Source organism: Janthinobacterium lyxosi, from assembly GCF_051380665.1.
Taxonomy (GTDB): Bacteria; Pseudomonadota; Gammaproteobacteria; order Burkholderiales; family Burkholderiaceae_D; genus Janthinobacterium.
On sequence record NZ_JBNYXM010000017.1, the window covers coordinates 92,715 to 109,959 of the forward strand.

18 protein-coding genes and 2 pseudogenes are annotated in these 17,245 nt (G+C 60.5%); 11 read left to right on the forward strand and 9 right to left on the reverse strand.

The genetic code is table 11. From position 1 onward, the window contains the following. Positions 1-82: 82 nt before the first annotated feature. The 4 genes and pseudogenes from nadB to ACQ4WP_RS18885 all read left to right on the forward strand — a co-directional run bounded on the left by nadB (position 83) and on the right by ACQ4WP_RS18885 (position 3,588). Positions 83-1,696, forward strand: coding sequence for an L-aspartate oxidase (nadB, locus tag ACQ4WP_RS18870; protein WP_353657322.1), 1,614 nt, complete (start codon positions 83-85; stop codon positions 1,694-1,696). Positions 1,697-1,918: 222 nt separating this feature from the next. Further along, positions 1,919-2,653: an AAA family ATPase gene (locus ACQ4WP_RS18875; RefSeq protein WP_436523284.1), complete on the forward strand. Its 735-nt coding sequence runs from the start codon at positions 1,919-1,921 to the stop codon at positions 2,651-2,653. A gap of 23 nt (positions 2,654-2,676) precedes the next feature. Next, positions 2,677-2,790 (forward strand): annotated as a pseudogene (locus ACQ4WP_RS18880) (AAA family ATPase); the annotation flags it as partial. Between the two features lie 117 nt (positions 2,791-2,907). Then, positions 2,908-3,588 (forward strand): TOPRIM nucleotidyl transferase/hydrolase domain-containing protein, encoded by a 681-nt coding sequence (locus ACQ4WP_RS18885; protein ID WP_436523286.1) that lies wholly within the window; start codon positions 2,908-2,910, stop codon positions 3,586-3,588. A 257-nt stretch (positions 3,589-3,845) separates the two neighbouring features. On the opposite strand, the gene ACQ4WP_RS18890 is transcribed toward ACQ4WP_RS18885, so the two are convergent. The 5 genes from ACQ4WP_RS18890 to ACQ4WP_RS18910 all read right to left on the reverse strand — a co-directional run bounded on the left by ACQ4WP_RS18890 (position 3,846) and on the right by ACQ4WP_RS18910 (position 10,340). Continuing rightward, on the reverse strand, positions 3,846-5,207 hold the full coding sequence (locus ACQ4WP_RS18890; protein WP_436523288.1) for a toxin-antitoxin system YwqK family antitoxin: 1,362 nt from the start codon (positions 5,205-5,207) through the stop codon (positions 3,846-3,848). Next, positions 5,192-6,538, reverse strand: coding sequence for a toxin-antitoxin system YwqK family antitoxin (locus ACQ4WP_RS18895; RefSeq protein ID WP_436523290.1), 1,347 nt, complete (start codon positions 6,536-6,538; stop codon positions 5,192-5,194). Before ACQ4WP_RS18895 ends, ACQ4WP_RS18890 begins: the two co-directional genes overlap by 16 nt. A 9-nt stretch (positions 6,539-6,547) precedes the next feature. After that, positions 6,548-8,809 (reverse strand): hypothetical protein, encoded by a 2,262-nt coding sequence (locus ACQ4WP_RS18900; RefSeq protein ID WP_436523292.1) that lies wholly within the window; start codon positions 8,807-8,809, stop codon positions 6,548-6,550. Between the two features lie 74 nt (positions 8,810-8,883). Continuing rightward, the gene (locus ACQ4WP_RS18905; RefSeq protein ID WP_436523294.1) at positions 8,884-9,642 is read right to left on the reverse strand and encodes a PP2C family serine/threonine-protein phosphatase; all 759 of its coding nucleotides are present in this window, start codon (positions 9,640-9,642) and stop codon (positions 8,884-8,886) included. Positions 9,643-9,656: 14 nt separating this feature from the next. Next, complete coding sequence (locus ACQ4WP_RS18910) at positions 9,657-10,340, reverse strand: vWA domain-containing protein (RefSeq protein WP_436523296.1); 684 nt, start codon at positions 10,338-10,340, stop codon at positions 9,657-9,659. Positions 10,341-10,861: 521 nt separating this feature from the next. Here ACQ4WP_RS18910 and ACQ4WP_RS18915 point away from each other — a divergent pair. The 5 genes from ACQ4WP_RS18915 to ACQ4WP_RS18935 all read left to right on the forward strand — a co-directional run bounded on the left by ACQ4WP_RS18915 (position 10,862) and on the right by ACQ4WP_RS18935 (position 13,718). Further along, entirely contained in the window at positions 10,862-11,350 is a 489-nt protein-coding gene (locus tag ACQ4WP_RS18915; RefSeq protein WP_436523298.1) for a helix-turn-helix transcriptional regulator, read from the forward strand. A 185-nt stretch (positions 11,351-11,535) separates the two neighbouring features. Next, complete coding sequence (locus ACQ4WP_RS18920) at positions 11,536-11,730, forward strand: hypothetical protein (protein WP_436523300.1); 195 nt, start codon at positions 11,536-11,538, stop codon at positions 11,728-11,730. A 39-nt stretch (positions 11,731-11,769) separates the two neighbouring features. Beyond that, complete coding sequence (locus tag ACQ4WP_RS18925) at positions 11,770-11,985, forward strand: hypothetical protein (RefSeq protein ID WP_436523302.1); 216 nt, start codon at positions 11,770-11,772, stop codon at positions 11,983-11,985. Positions 11,986-12,018: 33 nt separating this feature from the next. Next, positions 12,019-12,393 (forward strand): hypothetical protein, encoded by a 375-nt coding sequence (locus ACQ4WP_RS18930; RefSeq protein ID WP_436523304.1) that lies wholly within the window; start codon positions 12,019-12,021, stop codon positions 12,391-12,393. Positions 12,394-12,653: 260 nt separating this feature from the next. Continuing rightward, on the forward strand, positions 12,654-13,718 hold the full coding sequence (locus ACQ4WP_RS18935; protein ID WP_436523306.1) for a PEP-CTERM sorting domain-containing protein: 1,065 nt from the start codon (positions 12,654-12,656) through the stop codon (positions 13,716-13,718). 84 nt (positions 13,719-13,802) lie between these two features. Here the strand turns inward: ACQ4WP_RS18935 and ACQ4WP_RS18940 are convergent, their stop codons facing one another. Beyond that, complete coding sequence (locus ACQ4WP_RS18940; RefSeq protein WP_436523308.1) at positions 13,803-14,168, reverse strand: ISAs1 family transposase; 366 nt, start codon at positions 14,166-14,168, stop codon at positions 13,803-13,805. Between the two features lie 26 nt (positions 14,169-14,194). Next, positions 14,195-14,629: an ISAs1 family transposase gene (locus ACQ4WP_RS18945; protein WP_436523310.1), complete on the reverse strand. Its 435-nt coding sequence runs from the start codon at positions 14,627-14,629 to the stop codon at positions 14,195-14,197. Positions 14,630-14,877: 248 nt separating this feature from the next. Here ACQ4WP_RS18945 and ACQ4WP_RS18950 point away from each other — a divergent pair, with 248 nt between their 5' ends. Then, the gene (locus ACQ4WP_RS18950) at positions 14,878-15,408 is read left to right on the forward strand and encodes a hypothetical protein (protein ID WP_436523312.1); all 531 of its coding nucleotides are present in this window, start codon (positions 14,878-14,880) and stop codon (positions 15,406-15,408) included. Positions 15,409-15,439: 31 nt separating this feature from the next. Here the strand turns inward: ACQ4WP_RS18950 and ACQ4WP_RS18955 are convergent, their stop codons facing one another. After that, positions 15,440-15,895 (reverse strand): tellurite resistance TerB family protein, encoded by a 456-nt coding sequence (locus ACQ4WP_RS18955; protein ID WP_211549426.1) that lies wholly within the window; start codon positions 15,893-15,895, stop codon positions 15,440-15,442. A 267-nt stretch (positions 15,896-16,162) separates the two neighbouring features. Between ACQ4WP_RS18955 and ACQ4WP_RS18960 the strand changes: the two genes are divergently transcribed. Continuing rightward, a complete protein-coding gene (locus ACQ4WP_RS18960; RefSeq protein WP_436523314.1) occupies positions 16,163-16,981 on the forward strand; it encodes a lipid II flippase Amj family protein in 819 nt (272 codons plus the stop codon). A 142-nt stretch (positions 16,982-17,123) separates the two neighbouring features. Here ACQ4WP_RS18960 and ACQ4WP_RS18965 read toward each other — a convergent pair. Next, a pseudogene (locus tag ACQ4WP_RS18965) lies at positions 17,124-17,245 on the reverse strand (IS481 family transposase); the annotation flags it as partial.

Sequence of the window (17,245 nt, forward strand, 5' to 3'; positions counted from 1 at the left end):
TCGCTGGCAGAATTTATCTCAACACATTACCGAATGAGGGGAAATGGCATATAGTATGCTTCCCCTAAAAGAGATAAATGTCATGAAATTTGATGTAGCGATTGTCGGCAGTGGCCTGGCGGGTTTATCGGTTGCACTGCATTTAGCTGAGACGCGCACTGTCGCGATCATTTCCAAACGCGCGCTGCTCGATGGCGCCAGCAACTGGGCGCAGGGCGGGATCGCGGCCGTGCTGGACTCGGGCGACAGCCACCAGCAGCACATCGAAGACACCCTGATCGCCGGCGGCGGCCTGTGCGACGAGAGCGCCACGCGCTATATCGTCGAGCACGGCCGCGAAGCCATCGAATGGCTGATCGAGCAAGGCGTGCCGTTTACGCGCGACGCTACGGCCGAACTGGGTTTTCATTTGACCCGCGAAGGCGGACACAGCCAGCGCCGCATCATCCACGCGGCTGATGCCACCGGGCACGCCGTGCAAGTGACGCTGGAAGAAAAGGTGCGCGCCCACCCGAACATCAGTCTGTTTGAACACCATTGCGCCATCGACCTGATCACCTCCGACAAGCTGGGCATGAAGCCGACGCAGCGCAATGCGCAACCGCATTGCCACGGCCTGTACGTGCAGGATGAACAAACGGGCAAGGTGCACACCTTTGCCGCCGAGCACACCGTGCTGGCCACGGGCGGCGCCGGCAAGGTGTATTTATATACCACCAACCCGGACACGGCCAGCGGCGACGGCATCGCCATGGCCTGGCGCGCCGGCTGCCGCGTGTCGAACATGGAATTCATTCAGTTCCACCCGACATGCCTGTACCACCCTTACGCGAAATCCTTCCTGATCACCGAAGCCATCCGTGGCGAAGGGGGCTTGCTGAAACTGCCGCCTGAAGCGGGCGCGGCAGCCGGCACGCGCTTCATGCTGGCCCACGATGAGCGGGCCGAACTGGCGCCGCGCGACGTGGTGGCGCGCGCCATCGACTTCGAGATCAAGAAGCGGGGCCTCGATTACGTGCACCTGGACATCAGCCACAAGCCGGCCGCATTTCTCATCGAACACTTCCCCACGATTTACGCGCGCTGCCTGGAACTGGGTATCGACATCACCAAGCAGCCGATCCCCATCGTGCCGGCCGCCCACTACACGTGTGGCGGCGTCGTCACGGACCTGTCCGGCCGCGCCGACTTGCCGGGCCTGTATGCGGTGGGCGAGACGGCCTGCACGGGCTTGCATGGCGCGAACCGCCTGGCGTCGAACTCCTTGCTGGAATGCATCGTCATCGGCCGCGCCTGCGCGCAAGATATCGAAAGCAAGGAAAAGCTGGGTACGCCGTACCTGCCCGACTGGGATGAAAGCCGCGTCACGGATGCGGACGAGGAAGTGGTGATTTCCCACAACTGGGACGAGTTGCGCCGCTTCATGTGGAATTACGTGGGCATCGTGCGCACGACCAAGCGCCTGGAGCGGGCCCAGCACCGCATTGCCCTCTTGAAGGAAGAAATCGACGAGTACTACCGCAACTTCCGCATCACCCACGATTTGCTGGAACTGCGCAATCTGGTCGACGTGGCGTCGATGATCGTCAACAGCGCCCTGTCCCGCCGCGAAAGCCGCGGCTTGCACTTCAGCCGCGATTATCCGGAGACCTTGCCGAAGGCGATCGCCAGTGTGCTGACGCCGCCGCATCGGTAGACGACAAACCAACCGCCTCCAGATTCTGAAAGCAGGCACATTGTGCGATCAGTCATTGCGGTGTTCTGCTATCGGCCAGATAGCAACCACTCGACATGACTCTAGCAGTTGTGATTTATTGAATCGCCACCAGTTTGCCAGACGCTCGCCAGCCGTTCGCTCTGTTAAGCCAATTGCATATCATTCTGCTATTTTGGCAACTAAAATTATATGGAATGAATCATGATTAGTAGCATCATTTTAAAATTTGGGCGCTCTCCTGGTGTGCCAGCGGAAAAGATCAAAGTCACACCCCTCACTGTGTTTGTAGGACCAAACAACTCTGGGAAGAGTAAGTTGCTGACGGAATTGAATCAGTATTGTCGTTCTGGGAACCGTGACGCGACGGCTGTGATACTGGAAGAAGTTGGTTTTGAGGGACTAACCGCAGAAACCGTAAGCAACGTAATTGATCGCCTCCAAGCAAAACCAAGCCAAGGGGAGCTTGTCCACCCAGATCACATTATTCTCGCCAGCAAATACGCCCGCCAGCAGGTTCATCGCGCGTCATACGTTGCAAATTTGCAGATGCCCATTGGAAATCTCGGGTACTTCTGCAATTATTATTTGGTCCATAAGACCTTATGGCTGGGAGGAGCAGATCGCATCAACCTAATAGCAGATCAAAGTGGAGGTGATCTGCAAGGACCGCCAACGAGCAGTTTGCAAATCCTGTTCCGCAATGATGCGATGCGATCCGAAGTGCGTCGTATTGTCTCGGAAGCGTTTGGCACTTATTTTGTGATCGATCCCACTTCATTGGGCCAATTGCGGGTTCGCCTAGCTCTCAGCCCTCCGGTCAGTAATCAGGAGGAAAGAGGCTTGCACAATGAAGCCGTGGAGTACCATAATCAAGCACAACTTATTAGTGCAGCAAGCGACGGTGTCAAAGCCTTTACGGGTATCGTGACCGAGTAATTGCAGGAGACCCTGACGTTGTACTGATCGATGAGCCAGAAGCGTTTCTTCATCCATCATTGGCTGCAAAACTCGGACTCGAGATTGCAAATGCTGCGCGCGCCGCTGCGAAACGGGTTTTCGTATCTACGCACAGTCCGACGTTCTTGATGGGCTGCATCCAGTCCAACGTTCCAACGAATATCATCAGATTAACGCACCGAGGTGGCGTCTCGACTGCCAGGGTACTGCCAAATGAAGAAATACTTGAGTTGATGCGTCATCCACTCCTGCGATCCACTGGCGTCCTAAGTGGGCTGTTTTACGAGTTTGTGGTGGTAACCGAATCTGATGCTGACAGAGCCTTCTACCAAGAAATAAATGAGCGATTGCTTCAACTCAGCCCTGAGCGAGGCATATCAAATTGTTTGTTCATAAATGCACAGAATAAGCAAACCATTCCGACCATTGTCGCTCCGCTGCGAAAGCTAGGCATTCCTGTTGCAAGTATTGTTGACATTGATGTTCTGAAAGAAGGGGGCGCAGTATGGGCTAATATGGCGAAAGCGGCAAATATCCCGGAACTGCTTCAGGCTAACATGGGCAACATGCGTGCAGCAATCAAGCAGGCGATGGAGAAAACAGGGAAAGACATGAAGCGACACGGCGGCGTCGATATTCTGGGACGAGAGGATCGTGAAAGTGCGGAGGCACTGCTTAGCCAACTTGCAAAATACGGAGTTTTCGTTGTGCCCAATGGGGAATTGGAATCATGGCTAAAACCTCTCAGTGCTAACGGTCACGGCCCAGCCTGGCTCGTTGACATTTTTGGGAAGATGGGCAGTGACCCGGACTTGGCAGATTATGTTCAGCCGGCCGAAGGTGACGTATGGGACTTCATGGCGAAATTGAAAGTCTGGCTTAATAATCCTCAACGTTCCGGCATCCCAGAATGAGGGAGACAGGTTTGAGGAACTTCTGCTTCGGGGCGAAAGCTGCCGCCCACAAAAGGCCCTGCTCGGCGTAAGCAGCCATGCGCCACGGTCCAGTCTAGGCTGGCAATGGTGTTTGTTTATACGCGAAATGACGCCACGGGCACGGTGCTGGGACTGGACGAACTCTGGACGCCATCCAGTGTCATTTCCAGTACTGTACATCCCTCGTAAAAAGGCAGGCCACGCATCAGTGATCGAACGGCAATGACTTTCCCTGTTCACGGTTCCGGCATCAGCGGTTCGATCCCATCCTCCGTGTACGACATCCTGGCTGACGCCCCGTTACATTCCCCCTGCACCACATCGGCGACATAGCGGCATTCGCTTTCCAGGCCGCCATCTGCGCGCCAGTGCCGCGCCCAGCCCTGGCGTTCGCCATCGACATATTCAATCAGCTGCCTTGGCTTGCCATCGGCGTACCAGGAACGCAATGCGCCCTCCTCGCGCCCGCCTGCGTTCCACAGTTTGTGTACGATCAATACGCCGGCCCGGCTGAAGCGCTGTTCGCTGCGCAATACAAAGTGGTCGCTGTGCGTGCGCTTGCTGGCGACCTTGCCGTCCGGATAATATTCGACGCTCTCGCCAGCGGGCTTGCCGTCAACGTAGGTGGCGGTGCGCTGCACCTTCCCATCCGGGAAATAGCTGGTGCTCGGCCCCGTCTGGATGCCGTTCACATACAGGCTGCGGCTTTCCACGGTGCCGTCCGGATAGAACAGCAGCAGTTCACCCTCCGTCTGGCCCTTGACCTGGGTCATGCGCGTGCGCAGCTTGCCATCCTTGTCGAACGTTTCCACCAGGCCATCGGCGCGGGCGCCGTTCTCGTACTGGCTGATCTCGTTCAGCTTGCCCGTATCGTGATAGATCCGCTGTTCGCCTTCCTGCACGCCATTGCGCCACATGTTGCGCATGGAAACCTTGCCGTCCGGGTAATACAGCGTCTGCGTTCCTTCCTGCACGCCGCGCCCGTCCTGCTCCACCTGCATCTCGACCTGTCCATGCGGGTAATACATGCTGTAGTTGCCCACCAGCTTGCCGCGCAGGTAATCGGGATCGTTGACCTGGCCGATCAGCCGCCTCGGTTCGCCTTCGCGCACATGATAGATCTCGACTTGCCAGGTGCCCGGTGTCTTGCCTGGCGGCAGCGGCAGGACCAGCGCATAGCGCGCCTGTTCCATTGCCTCGCTGCGCGACAGCTTGTGGTTCAGGTATAAACGGGCCTTGCCATCGGCACAGTGCGCATCGCAGCCGCGCAGCATGTGGATAACGGGAATGGCATCGGCGCCGGCAAGGTCGGGCGCCGGGCAGGTACGCAGGCGCACCAGCACGGGGTTCCTGTCGTGGATCATAATGGCCAGCTCGGCCTTCATGACGTCATACTGTTCCTCGCTCAGTCCGACCGACGCGGCATCCACGCGCAGCTGCCTGCCGCCGCAGCCCGTGTCGTCATCCACGGTCAACACATCGCCGCTGCCGGGCGCCGCCGTGATCGCAGTGATCACCTGCCGCTGCACGATCTCGGCGTGGGCCAGCGCCGGCAACAGCAGCATGGCGCCAAACAAATGTTTCAAAGTGCGCGCCATGCCTGCTCCTTGCGCTGCAGTTCCGGCGCTGGCGGCGCTTCGCCGCAGTCGCCCTGTGCCTTGCCGGCCACATACCGGCATTCATTCTTCAGGCTGCCATCCTCGCGCCAGCTGCGGCTCCAGCCGTCGCGCCGGTCGTTCACGTACTCGATGGATTGCTCTGGCGTGCCGCTTTCGTACCACGAGCGCGACGTGCCCTGCTCGCGCAATTTCGCATCCCAGCGTCTTTCCAGCACCAGCACGCCCTGGGGGCTGTAGCGCTGGACGCTGAGCAACCCGCCGTCGTCGCCATACTGCTGGCGGGTTTGCACCTTGCCGTCGGGATAGAATTCCAGCGCTTCCCCGACCGGCAGGTCGTTACGCTGCGTCATGCTGCTGCGCACGGCGCCATCGGGATAGTAATCGGTGGTGCTGCCATTGAACTTGCCCTTGCTCACTTGCGTCCGGCCCGCTACTTTTCCATCCGGGAAATACGCGAGCAATTCGCCTTCCATGCGTCCATCGCGCAGCACAAAACTGGTGCTCAGCTTGCCATTCGCGTCAAACGTCTGCACGGGACCGTCCACGCGCTTGCCCTCGCGGTACACGCTGGCCTCGCGCAGCTTGCCCGTGGCGTGATATTGCTGGTGCGTGCCTTCCGGCAAGCCGTGACGCCAGTTGCCACGCGATTCCAGGCTGCCATCGGCACGATACAGACTGGAGGCGCCATCCTGCCGGCCCTGTCCATCCTGCGCCACCTGTTTCTCGATCTTGCCATTCGGGTAATACGAGACATAGCCGCCCACCAGTTCCCCGGATGCATAATCGGCCTTGTTGACCTGGCCGGACAAGCGCAGCTTATGGCCGGCGACACTATAAATATCCGCCTTCCACGTGCCAGGCAGCTTGCCTTTCGGCAAAGGCAACAGCAGCACATTGGGCGCCTTTTCCTGCTCGATGGGGAAGAAACGTTCATGCAGGTACAGCCGCGCCCGGCCATCGGCGCAGGCGGCTTGTGTACAGGCGGCAATATGGCGCACGATGGGCACGGACCCGTCCACCGGGCACTTGTCGAGGCCGACGAGCATGGGCGTCCTGGCGCGCATGCGTTCAGCAAGCTGGACTTCCAGCGCCTCGTACGGCGCCTCGTCCAGCCCGACCGAGCGCGCATCCATGCGTATCTGCTTGCCGCCGCAAGCCGTCGTGCCCGCAATAGTAAACACATCGCCGCCTTCGCTATCGCGTTCGCCGGCCATGCTTGCCAGCACCTGGCGCTGCACGATTTCCGCCTGCGCCATACCTGGGCACAGCAAGCAAGCGCCCAGCAGCGCGCATAGGGTCTTGATTTTCATGGTATTCCTTTAATTTTTACCGGCATCGGCAGCGTCGGCCGGCACGAAGCTGACCCGGCCATCGCGGTAACGCACCAGCACCACCACCTTGGCATCCTGCAACTGACCATGCTTGACGGCAGGCAAGTAGGTCCAGCGTTTGACACTATCGAGCAAGACCTTGTTGAGCATCGGCTCCATCGGCAACTCGGCCGCCGCATAGCTCAGAGTGCCGTCGGCGGCGATGGTCAGGGTCAGGCGGTTTTCACCCGTTGCGTGCTTTTCGTCAAGCACGCCATAAGCAACCGTCGTCATCGTGTCGCGCTGCACGCCAGCAGGCTGGTCCGGCAAGGGAGGCAAGGCCTTGAGTTTTTCCGCCAGCAGCGCGCCATCGGCCAGCGCCTGGTCCCAGCGTTTCTGGTAGGCACCGGGCTGGGCCAGGCGCAGCACCTTGGCGGCGCGGTCCATGCGGTTGGCCGTGCGTGCGACGCCATTATCGGCCGCTTCACCAGGTCCGGCCGGCATGGCGCTCTCCACCGCGTAGCGGTAAGCCGTCATCTGTGCCAACGCCACCAGGTTCACGGCGTCCTGTCCGTCGCCGCCGCGCAGCAGCGCCGTGGCGGCGATGCCCAGCCAGGCCACGCCATCGGTGGGATGGGCCCAGACGGCTTGCTCGAAGTACTGGCGCGCCGCCTGCGGTTCGTTCAGGCTCAGGTGCATGCGACCCAAGGCCGCCGCCGCCAGGTGGTCGCGCGGATCGGCCAGCAACTGGTCAAGATAAGTATTCGCCAATTCGGGGGCGTAGCCCGGCATCGCGCCCAGGCCTTCCATCAAGGTGGTACGCAGACGCGCGCGCGTAGGATCGCCCCTGTAGCCGGACGACTTTTCCTGCCCCGAGCGGTACAACAGCTGCAAGCCCCGCGTGACGGCGCCATCGTCGCCCTTGCCCATCGCCTGCGACAGGCCGAGCACGGCCTTGCGAGCGTCCGATGGCTGGAAACCGGCCGTCTTGCGCTGGCGCCACGCAAATACTTCCAGGCCAGCCGCCTGGTCGGCCTGCGCCTGCATCGTAGCCTTGGTCTTGACTTCATCGGGCGACGAGGTCCAGGCCGCAAAGCCGATCAGGAATAGCACGATCAGCAGCACCACCACGGCCCAGCCCTTGCCTGTGATACCGCCGCTCGTCTTGCCCGCCATCGGGATGGTGACCTGTGCCTGTCCCGGCGCCGTGCGGCGCGCGCTGCGCTGCTGCGGCAACGATTGCTGTTGCAGTTGCATCTGCTGCGCCTGTGCGGACGCTTGCGCGGCCGCGACTATGACCCTGTCGCGCGCGCAGGCCGCGCAACCCTGGCCCGCAAAATGCTGGTGTTCGGGATTCACGGCGCAAATGACCAACTTGCCACCGCTGCGCTGGGCATAGCCGCGCAGCAACTGCGCCCAGTCGGCCGCCGACGGCCTCTGTGGCTGCGGTGATGGAGCAAAGGCGCGGTCGAACATGGCGCGCAGCTCGGGCGGCATCAGCGCGTGGCCGCTGGTGGCGTTCGGCGCCAGCTGCTTGTGGCGCTTCACGCCATACGCATAACAGCCGTCGCGGATGCGCCCGGGAATGTCGGTCGCCACTTGCGCATTGCCGGGCCGCCCGCTGTACGGGTGGATGCCAAAGTTCAGCAATTGGAAGATGACGACGGCCAGCGCGAAGCGGTCTTGCGCCATTTCCGTGCCCGCCGGCATGCCCTTGCGCTGGAATTCCGGCGCAAGGTAATCGGCCGTGAATTGCTCGGCAGGAAAACGCTCCGCATGGCCCTGGATGCTGAAGCCGTCGCAGTCGAGCATGGCGATGTACAGCGAGTCGCGGTAAAAACGCAGATTCACCGGTTTCAGATCGACCACGTAATGCTGCTGCTGGTGCAGCGCATCGATGACGGCGGCCAGGTTGGCGGCCAGCGTCAGCTTGGGTCCGAGTCCTGTGGGTAGGCCGGCCGCGCGCGCCTGCCGCTCCTGCATGATCTGTTCCAGCTCGGCCGTTTGCGCCATGTCCAGCAGGGGCATGACGAAACCGGCAAAGCCGCCCTGGCCGTCGAACACGGCCGATTGCGGCCAGGCTATCTGTACGTAGCGCTTGCCGTTTTCCAATTGATCGGGCAGTTCCGGCGACAGTTCCAGCATCGCTTCGAGCTTGCGCCGGTTGGCGGCCCGGTCCAGGTGAGGGTGGTATAGCTTGGCGACCTGCGCAGGCGCGCCGGGCAACAGATACACGCTGCCCGCGCCGCCGCTCTTGACGAGTTTGCCCAAGACAAGACTGCGGACTTTATCCAGCCAGATCTTGCCGCCCGGGATAAGTCCCGGGCTTACTCCCTGCTTCTGGCTCATGCGCGCAGGGCCAGCAGCAGGGTCTTGTCGTCGCCCGTGATCTGGTGCGTGCGCGGGTCGGCCAGAGTGGACGCCAGCGCCGCATTGCCCAGTTCCACGCGATCGACCGTGCGCAGATAGCCTTGCACGGCATCCATGAACGGCGCGTACAGTGCCGCATTGTTCTTGCTCATGGCAAAGGGCATGCAGCCGTCGGACATCAGCACCACGCCGCGCACGGCTTGCGGAATCGCAAGCAGGCGCAGCTGTTCGCGCCAGCGCTCGCCGCTGATAAAATATGTCTCATTGGCGTATTCGCCATTCGCGGGCAGCGAGATCAGCTCTCCACCGTCCGGCAATTGCGCCACGCCCAGGCCGTCGCCCAGGTGGAAAAAGAAACCGTTGTCCGCGCCCATGACCACGCCCACCACGGTACTTGCGTAGTCGTCCAGCGTGGCGCCAGCGGCGCGGGCGATGTCGTCCAGCGCGGCGCGGATTTGCGCCAAGGTGCCGGCCAGCGCGCCGTCAACTAAATCCTGCACGGTGGCGCCCTGCTCCAGCCGTCCGGCCAGCGCTTGCACGGTTTGCGCAGCAACAAACTGCGCGCCCTGCGCGCTCAGCCTGGCTGAACCGGCGCCATCGCAGACGATGGCCACCAGTACCCCGTTGACCACGGCGTGTGCATGCGCATCCTGGCAAGGTATCTCTTTATCCAGGTGCGCCTTGCCCGTGACGGACGCGCCAAACACGCGCCAATACTTGTTTACTATTGCCATGGATCAGCGGGCTTTCACGTATTCACGACAGACCAGCCGTCCGTCGAGGCCAGCTGCGCCTGCGCACCGGGACGCGATTGCGACACCACCTGCATGCTGGCGCTCAACCACAGGAACAGTTCGCGGAACTGCAAGCCCTTCAGCTGCTTCACGCCGCGCTCGCCACGGCTGGAAAACTGCGCCAGGGTATCGATATTCGCGTGGTCGCCCACGGCGATGGGGAAGATCGCCACTTTATTGGCCTGCTCGGCCGCGCGTGCCTGCTCGGCGCCGTGCTGCCAGCGGTCTGTCGGCTCGCCGTCCGACATCAGGAACAGCCACGGCCGCGTATATGCCACGCCCGCCTGGCGGAAACGCTGCTTTTCCTGCTCGATTTCGGCCAAGGCCAGTTCGACGGCCGCGCCGGTCGGCGTGGTGCCGTTCGCTTCCAGGCGGGGCGCCGTGAAATCCATGGCATCGCACCAGTTGCTGGCCACCATGGCTTCATCGTGGGCGCCAAATTGAATCACCAGGATGCGCACGCGCTTGGCGGCGATCACGTCGGACTTGAGCTCCTGTTCCAGCAAGGCCAGGCCTTCGTTCAGCAGCGAAACGGGCTCGCCATCCATGCTGCCGGAACAGTCCAGCACGAGCACCAGCGGCGTGCGTTGTTCGGTGTTGTCGACCAGGGCGACGTCGGGAATCATTATTGAACTCATGGGCAATCGGTAAATGTAAAATCGAACATAGTGCGGATCTTACATCATGGACTTGTTTTAGCAGCGCGAGTTTCCTACAGAACACTATCCAGGCAGATTTGCGCGCACCATTGCAGCAGCACTCTCTTTGTACTATCTTGAAAGTTGCCCAAGCCAGATGGCAGCGACCAGCCCTTCCTCACAAAGGTGCGGCGGATCGCTGCGCAACACCGCCCTTACCCAGTTCCGCACCTGCACGCCTGCGGCACACTGATCTAATCGGGCAATGGGGGCAAGCATGGGTACAGGTACAGTAACGGCGGATGTGGGTAAACTGATCACCGCCCTGTACGACGCGGCCTGCGGCGAAGGCGACTGGCCGCAGCTCGACAGCGCTAAGCTGAGCGGCCAGCAATGGCAGGAGCTCTTGCCGCATCTGCAACGCGCGCTGTGCCTGCAGCAGCGCCTGCGCGAGGCGCAACTGGCCAGCCACTGCGCGCTGGCGGCGCTCGACGCCATGGGCGCCGCCGTGCTGGTGCTCGATGCCAACCTCGGGCTGCGCTTCGCCCCCCGCCGGCTACGCCCTGCATACGGCGCAACTGGAACACGCTGCGCCGCCCGACTTGGTGCGCGCCGTGCGCCTGATCATCGCCAGTGCCGGCGGCGCAGCGCAATGTCAGTCGCTGCGCCTGGCGCGCAAGCAGCAAGCGCCGCTGGCCCTGACTGTCACTCCGCTTGCCGATTGCCAGCCGCCATGCGCGCTGCTGATCGCCCGCGACCCCACGCAAGCGAGCACGCCTGTCCCTGCCTTGCGCCAACTGTTTGACTTGACGCAAGCCGAAGCGCAAGTGGGCAAGGCGCTGGCGCAAGGGGCCACCATCGAGGAAATCGCCGCGCGCGGCGGCATCAGCGTCAACACCGTCAAGAGGCATCTGCACCACACCTATTTGAAGACGGATACGCGGCGCCAGGGCGAGCTGATCGCCCTGATCCATGGCGCAACGGCCCATCTGGCCGGACTCGATGCATGAGGCCGTGTCATCCGATCGAATGATGCGCAAGGCAACTTGCCTGCCTACACTGGCAAAACCGGTAGGCCGCGCCTTGCCAGTGTGACAGCAGCGCACACGCACCAGCCGGCTCGGTTTCCCTGGCACCTACATCAACATCGCCGCCCCGGCAGAGGACGGCACAACACTCAAGGATGGGCTGGAAAATGAAAACATGGATCCTGACCGGCACCCTGGGCGTCTGCGCCCTGCTGGCAAATGCACAATCGCTCCCCGACAGCCAGACCGTCGTCATTCCCGGCGGACGCCTGCAGATGATAGAACTGCCGGCACACAAACACTTTATGAGCCCGGAAACGTTTAGCCAGTTCCGCGGCGCCTACGAGCTATCGAACGGGTAGGTACTGCACCTGCGCAATGCGGGCAGCATCGGCACCTTCATGTATCCGCGCATCGACCATCAGGAAGAACACCGCATCATCGCCAGCAGGAGCGACAGCTTCGTGACGCTCGACCGGCAACTCGCCATGCGCATCGACTTGCGCGACGATGGCAGCGTGGGTGGCGAAGTGCTGATGCTGGTGCCGGCCGAGAAACTGGCCAGCGGCGACATCGTGCCCGCCCATGTGCAAAGCATGGGCCTGGCATCGCGCTAAGGCGGCAAGCCGCATGCCGCATGGGTGGCAGCCATGAGCAAACAGTATTCTGTCCGACAGCAAAACGCGCTGACCCTGGCCGCCATCAAACAGACGGCGGCCAGGTGGCGCGCCCGTCTGCTGCCCGACGCCTTGCGCCAGTGCGCCGCCAGCCATGGCGTGGCGCTGGGCACGGCTCTCATGCTCGAGCTGCAACTGGCCTGCCCCGGCATGCCCGCCGTGTACGGCAAGCTGCTGAGCGCCGATGGCCACTTCATTCATTTCGAGATGGAGCTCGACGACGACTTACGGCCCTTGCCCGGCAGCGTGCGGTGGCAGGACATCAGCGCCGCCTACGATCAGGCCGAGCACCGGCGCGGCAGGGGCGCGGCCTACGGTCTGCTGTGCAAAAAAGTATGCAAGAAATGAATCGCGGCGCGCCCTAGCGGGAGCAGGCCATCACCGGCGCCCAGTTCGGGGGTGCATGGCCAGCGCACATGCGCCCCCCCCATCCTTCACCCAGGCACGCTAAACTCCGGCGCCGCATCAGCAGCGTCATTCGCGCCGTGCCTGTCGCCAGGCACAAAAAATATTTAGTTGAGAATATTTTTTAACAACCAACCCATCAACGATGTTTACATTTTTATAATTACTTATCATAATAATTATTTTGGCAAAAGGGGAATGGCATGCAGTTTTTCAGAAAATCACTACTGTCCCTGCTCGTGGGAATGGCGGCAACATCGGCGTCCGCTGCACCTGCTTCGGCACCGCAATTCACGCTGACGCGTTTTAACTACACGCTGCCTGCGCATGTGTACGCTGGAGACATCAATTCGCAGGGGGAAATTTTTGGAATCGGCATCTCCCAGAACAAGGACGTCTGGTACAGCACCTCGGGCACCACTCTGAATGTAGCGGCCCCCTTGCCGGGGAATATCACGATCAGTTCGCTCAATGCATCAGGCCAAGGCATCGCCTATTCCACCACCGGCTCGGGCAAGCGGTCCTATTATTATGTGGAAAATGGTGCATTCACCCCCCTCGCTGTCAATGGCCAGCAGGCACGCGCCACCGCCATCAACGATGCCGGGCAAGTCACGCTCACCACATTCGACAGCAGCGGCAATGCGCGCGGCTATGTGTACTCCAGCGCCGGCGGTTATCAGGAAATCGGCGCGGCGGGCGGCATCGGCAACGCTGCCTCCAATATCAACAGTGCCGGGGCCGTCGTCGGCTACACCAATGGTGCCGATGGAAAAGCGGGGGCCTACCTGTATGCCAATGGCGTGATGACCCCGCTCGTCAGCGAGTTTGACGCACCAAGTTATGCCAACGGTATCAACAACGCTGGCCAGGTATCGGGCTGGGCCACGGGCGGCCAAGGCATGAACGGCACAGAAGCGTTCTTCTGGGCCAATGGACAATATCAAAGGATAGCGAAGCTCTCCACCTCCATCGGTATCGATGGCCTCGGCAGGGTACTGGGCTACAACGACTTCGGCACGCTGGCCATGCTTTGGGATGGTAATGAAACGTATGACCTGAGCGACCTGGTTGGCGAGACTGGCTGGTACTTCGGGCAAGTAGGCGGCATAAACGAAGCGGGCCAGATTTCTGCCTATGGCTGCCGCGGCAGCATATGTGAAGTCGTGCGGCTCGATCCCCTCTCGCCGGTTCCGGAGCCTTCGACCTACGCCTTGCTGCTCGCCGGCATGGCCCTGCTCACTTGCGCGGCACGCAAGCGTAGCTGATTCCGCATGCCAGCCACGCATGTGCCAGCGTACGGGCAGATGCGCAAACCGGCCGCTGTCCCGCCAGGGCGATTGCATGAAGCATCAAGTCGGCAAGCCCAATACCTTGGCGAGATAGTCGGCACTCCAGCCAGCTTTTAAGTGTTTGGTAGCGATGCCGACCTTGGTCGACTTTTCATTTTTCAGCAAGTTCAGGGCGATTCGGCGCAAGATGGCAAAGTTTTGTGCTCCTTCGCCGACCCGGATGCGGCAATCGTCCTCACGGAACGCGACATCGAGCACCCAGTGCATGCTATTTTCGATACCCCAGTGGGCCCGGATGGTGTGCGCGAGATGAGCTGCTTTCGCCGGGAGACTGCTGAGGTAATAGCGCCGCTCGACACTGACGGCACCGGTGCTGTTTCTGCCGATGATTTCGCGCGTTGATTCAATCATGATCAGGCTTTGCATGCTGGCCCAGTACTGGTTTTGCTGGTCTAGCCAAGTACGTCGTTAGTCACCAGGCAGCGTCGGGTTTCAATGCGCCCGTGGTCTTTTTCAGTGTGATTGTGGTCCCAGAACGGACGGTCTAACGTGCCTGCCTCGGCGGCATCGAACCACAGCTTGACCGCTTCGGCCAGACCGGCTTGGTTGTCCTTCACACCCAGCACATAATCTGCGCCGCTGGCGATGATCTTGGCCGCGATGTCGTGCTGACATCCCATCGCGTCGATAGTGATGATGGCCCCTTTGATGTCCAGCGTCGCCAGCAATTCCGGGATCGCGGCGATCTCGTTGCTCTTGTCGGCGGTCCTGACCTGTCCCAGCGTCAAGCCGCCGGCGCTGCTCCATGCCGACACCAGGTGAATCGCGCTGTGTTTGCCATCGTGCGAGCCGCGCACGCACTTGCCGTCGATGGCAATGCCGCGCACGCGGGTCGTTCAAGTCATCGAATGCTGCCACCAACGAGATCGGTTCGTTTGCCATTTGCGCGTCCAAATATTGTAAACGCCTTTCTTGGCAGGTTTACAAGCAATATTTTTGCCCTACGGCCAAACCGACCACTAATCCTTCATGCAATCGCCCTGCTGTCCCGCCGGAGACATGCTCTGTGGAAATGACTGCGTGCTATGATCAGCGCCTCCGCCGCGGCAACGCCGCAGCCACTCCATGGAGTATCATGTTTCAATCTGAACATATTCAAAGCCGCTTGCTGACGTGCATGCGCCGCGGCCTGCGCCTGCTGGCCTGGCCACTGCTGGCCCTGGTCAGCGCCGCCTGCACCAGCACCACGCGCCATCCGGCCAGCGAGCCCACGCAAGTCACCCTGCGCTTTACCTATGACGACGGCAAGCCGATGCGCCATGACGATTACCTGGCCAATGCGCGCCAGCAAACGTATATCAAGCACTGCAGCAAGATAGGCAGCACCACTGTCTGCGACATCGGCTCGGATGCACTCTTCATGGGTGGCGACGCCCCGCTGGACGCCAACGGCGAAGTGCGCGTCACCCTGCACTCGACTGGCCCCATCGGCAACAATCCGACCAGTCTTTGCATCAAGGGCAAAGGCTACGTCTTTGATTCCGGCGACTGGAGACGCGGTCCGTTTCACCATGGGCAGGTGATCGAGATCCGCTACAGGATTAACGAAGTGCAAATGACGTGCCCCTGGTCGTCGGGAACGCCGCCGTGGTGGGACAAGAGTTAAGCTAGCCAGCCGGGGCTGGCTGGCCTGGCAGTTACTGCAATTCGAACTCCGCAGGAGTCAAGCCCAGCTCGCGCGCGATCTTGCTGGCCACGCGCTGCTCGTTGGCATCGAAATTGCCGTCTGACGAAGCGACGGCGATGATCATGCGCACCAGCAGGCGCGACGCCTCCACATTCGACTTCATCTTGCCCAGCGCCTGATACGCCTTGGCTTCGCCGATATCCTTGTCGAACTCCAGCTGACCCACATATTCCTGGAAAGCCTTGATCACGTCCGTGGTGGTAAACACCGACAGCGCATCATTGCTTTCAATAAACTTCACCATCTTCTGCTTCTCTTCCGCACTGACACTGCCGTCGGCCATGGCGATCAGGGCCGACCCCGCCATCGCAGCGTTCAGGAAATCCTTGTTCTTGTACTTCAATGCCTCGGTTTTCAACTCGCTTGCCTTGGACTTCAGCTTGGACAAAAAAGAATCGAAACTCATGGTGTACCTCCGGGTTGGTCATTCATCAGTGCGGCAAGACACGCCGCCATGTGCGGTAGTTGAGGGTGCAAGCTTGAAATACAAGCAAGGGACGAGCAACAAGCTCGCAACTGAGCGCGCCGCCTTCCCCCATCGCCATGCTTTGCCCTCAAAAACAACTGCAACGCCACGCCAATTGAGCAACACGCAACGTTAAATAATTTACAGTTGAAAAATAAGTAACTTCATGGCAGCATGGAATGACATTTTCTTTACTGCAAGGTTGTGATGGACAAGCAATTGCTGTTGATTTGCACACTGACGTTCATCATCCACATTATCGGTACCCTCGCCTACTCCGTGCGCATCGCCGGCATCCGCACGCGGCGCATCGCCGTGTCGCTGGCACTGTTCAGCATTTTGATGCTGCTGTCGCGCACTTCGAACTCTTTCCTGGGCCCGTTTTTCAGCCTTACCTTCGCCAAGCGGGTGGAAACGGGCATCGACCAGCACGTCGCCGCCAGCACGCTATTGGTAGACTTCCGCTGGCTGCTATTCTCCGCCAGCCTGGCGACCATCCTCGGCGCGATACTGATCCCCACCTTCCAGCGCGCCTTCTGCCGCGCCGTCGAGCATTTCCAGGTACACCGTTCCGTACCAAAACTGCTGCTGCACACCGTCTTCAAGGGCGGCTTGTCCTACCTCAAGACCTCCGCCAGCCTGCCCAAGCCCGCCAACGTCACGGGCCTGCGCGAGAAATCCGGCGTCTCCATCTCCATGACAGCCATGAACGTCATCGCCACGGCGCTGTGGACGGTCGGCGTCTTCGCCGCGTTGTACGCGGGCGTGCTGGCCCCGACCGTGCGCGTCACCTCCAGTACGCTTTCATCGATCATCAACGGCGGCGCCACCATCATGATGGCCGTCTTCATCGACCCGCACATGTCGGGCATGACGGATGACGTCATCGAAGGAAAGATCGAAGAATCGCAATTCCGGCGCGCGGTGGTATGGCTGGTGGGGAGCAGATTGGCGGGGACGCTGATTGCGCAGTTTTTGCTGGTGCCGTCGGCGGTGGTGATTGTGGGGGTGGCGAATAATTTGTAAACGTAATTTTAGAAATACAATTTCATTAAAGCAATTTAAAGGTAAACATGAAGGTTTTTCTTAGCTGGTCAGGCTTAACAAGCCACAAAACTGCCATAATTTTTAGAGATTGGCTACCATCAGTTATTCAGTCCATTGTCCCTTACGTGTCAAGACCCGCTTGGTTATAAACGCGTTTAACAAATAAATCCGGCTTCTTTGCCTGCCACTCTTTGAGCGCCTGGATGGGTGTCTGGTGGTGTAAGGCGCGCTGCGGGATATTGT

What these genes read in the sequence shown, in the direction of transcription:
- ACQ4WP_RS18930 (WP_436523304.1), top strand. Translation starts at nt 12,019, where the DNA reads ATGAGCAAACAGTATTCTGTCCGACAGCAAAACGCGCTGACCCTGGCC.
- ACQ4WP_RS18925 (WP_436523302.1), top strand. Translation starts at nt 11,770, where the DNA reads ATGTATCCGCGCATCGACCATCAGGAAGAACACCGCATCATCGCCAGC.
- nadB (WP_353657322.1), top strand. Translation starts at nt 83, where the DNA reads ATGAAATTTGATGTAGCGATTGTCGGCAGTGGCCTGGCGGGTTTATCG.
- ACQ4WP_RS18950 (WP_436523312.1), top strand. Translation starts at nt 14,878, where the DNA reads ATGTTTCAATCTGAACATATTCAAAGCCGCTTGCTGACGTGCATGCGC.
- ACQ4WP_RS18940 (WP_436523308.1), bottom strand. Translation starts at nt 14,168, where the DNA reads ATGCAAAGCCTGATCATGATTGAATCAACGCGCGAAATCATCGGCAGA.
- ACQ4WP_RS18890 (WP_436523288.1), bottom strand. Translation starts at nt 5,207, where the DNA reads ATGGCGCGCACTTTGAAACATTTGTTTGGCGCCATGCTGCTGTTGCCG.
- ACQ4WP_RS18920 (WP_436523300.1), top strand. Translation starts at nt 11,536, where the DNA reads ATGAAAACATGGATCCTGACCGGCACCCTGGGCGTCTGCGCCCTGCTG.
- ACQ4WP_RS18915 (WP_436523298.1), top strand. Translation starts at nt 10,862, where the DNA reads ATGCCAACCTCGGGCTGCGCTTCGCCCCCCGCCGGCTACGCCCTGCAT.
- ACQ4WP_RS18905 (WP_436523294.1), bottom strand. Translation starts at nt 9,642, where the DNA reads ATGGCAATAGTAAACAAGTATTGGCGCGTGTTTGGCGCGTCCGTCACG.
- ACQ4WP_RS18910 (WP_436523296.1), bottom strand. Translation starts at nt 10,340, where the DNA reads ATGAGTTCAATAATGATTCCCGACGTCGCCCTGGTCGACAACACCGAA.
- ACQ4WP_RS18885 (WP_436523286.1), top strand. Translation starts at nt 2,908, where the DNA reads ATGCGTCATCCACTCCTGCGATCCACTGGCGTCCTAAGTGGGCTGTTT.
- ACQ4WP_RS18895 (WP_436523290.1), bottom strand. Translation starts at nt 6,538, where the DNA reads ATGAAAATCAAGACCCTATGCGCGCTGCTGGGCGCTTGCTTGCTGTGC.
- ACQ4WP_RS18875 (WP_436523284.1), top strand. Translation starts at nt 1,919, where the DNA reads ATGATTAGTAGCATCATTTTAAAATTTGGGCGCTCTCCTGGTGTGCCA.
- ACQ4WP_RS18955 (WP_211549426.1), bottom strand. Translation starts at nt 15,895, where the DNA reads ATGAGTTTCGATTCTTTTTTGTCCAAGCTGAAGTCCAAGGCAAGCGAG.
- ACQ4WP_RS18960 (WP_436523314.1), top strand. Translation starts at nt 16,163, where the DNA reads ATGGACAAGCAATTGCTGTTGATTTGCACACTGACGTTCATCATCCAC.
- ACQ4WP_RS18935 (WP_436523306.1), top strand. Translation starts at nt 12,654, where the DNA reads ATGCAGTTTTTCAGAAAATCACTACTGTCCCTGCTCGTGGGAATGGCG.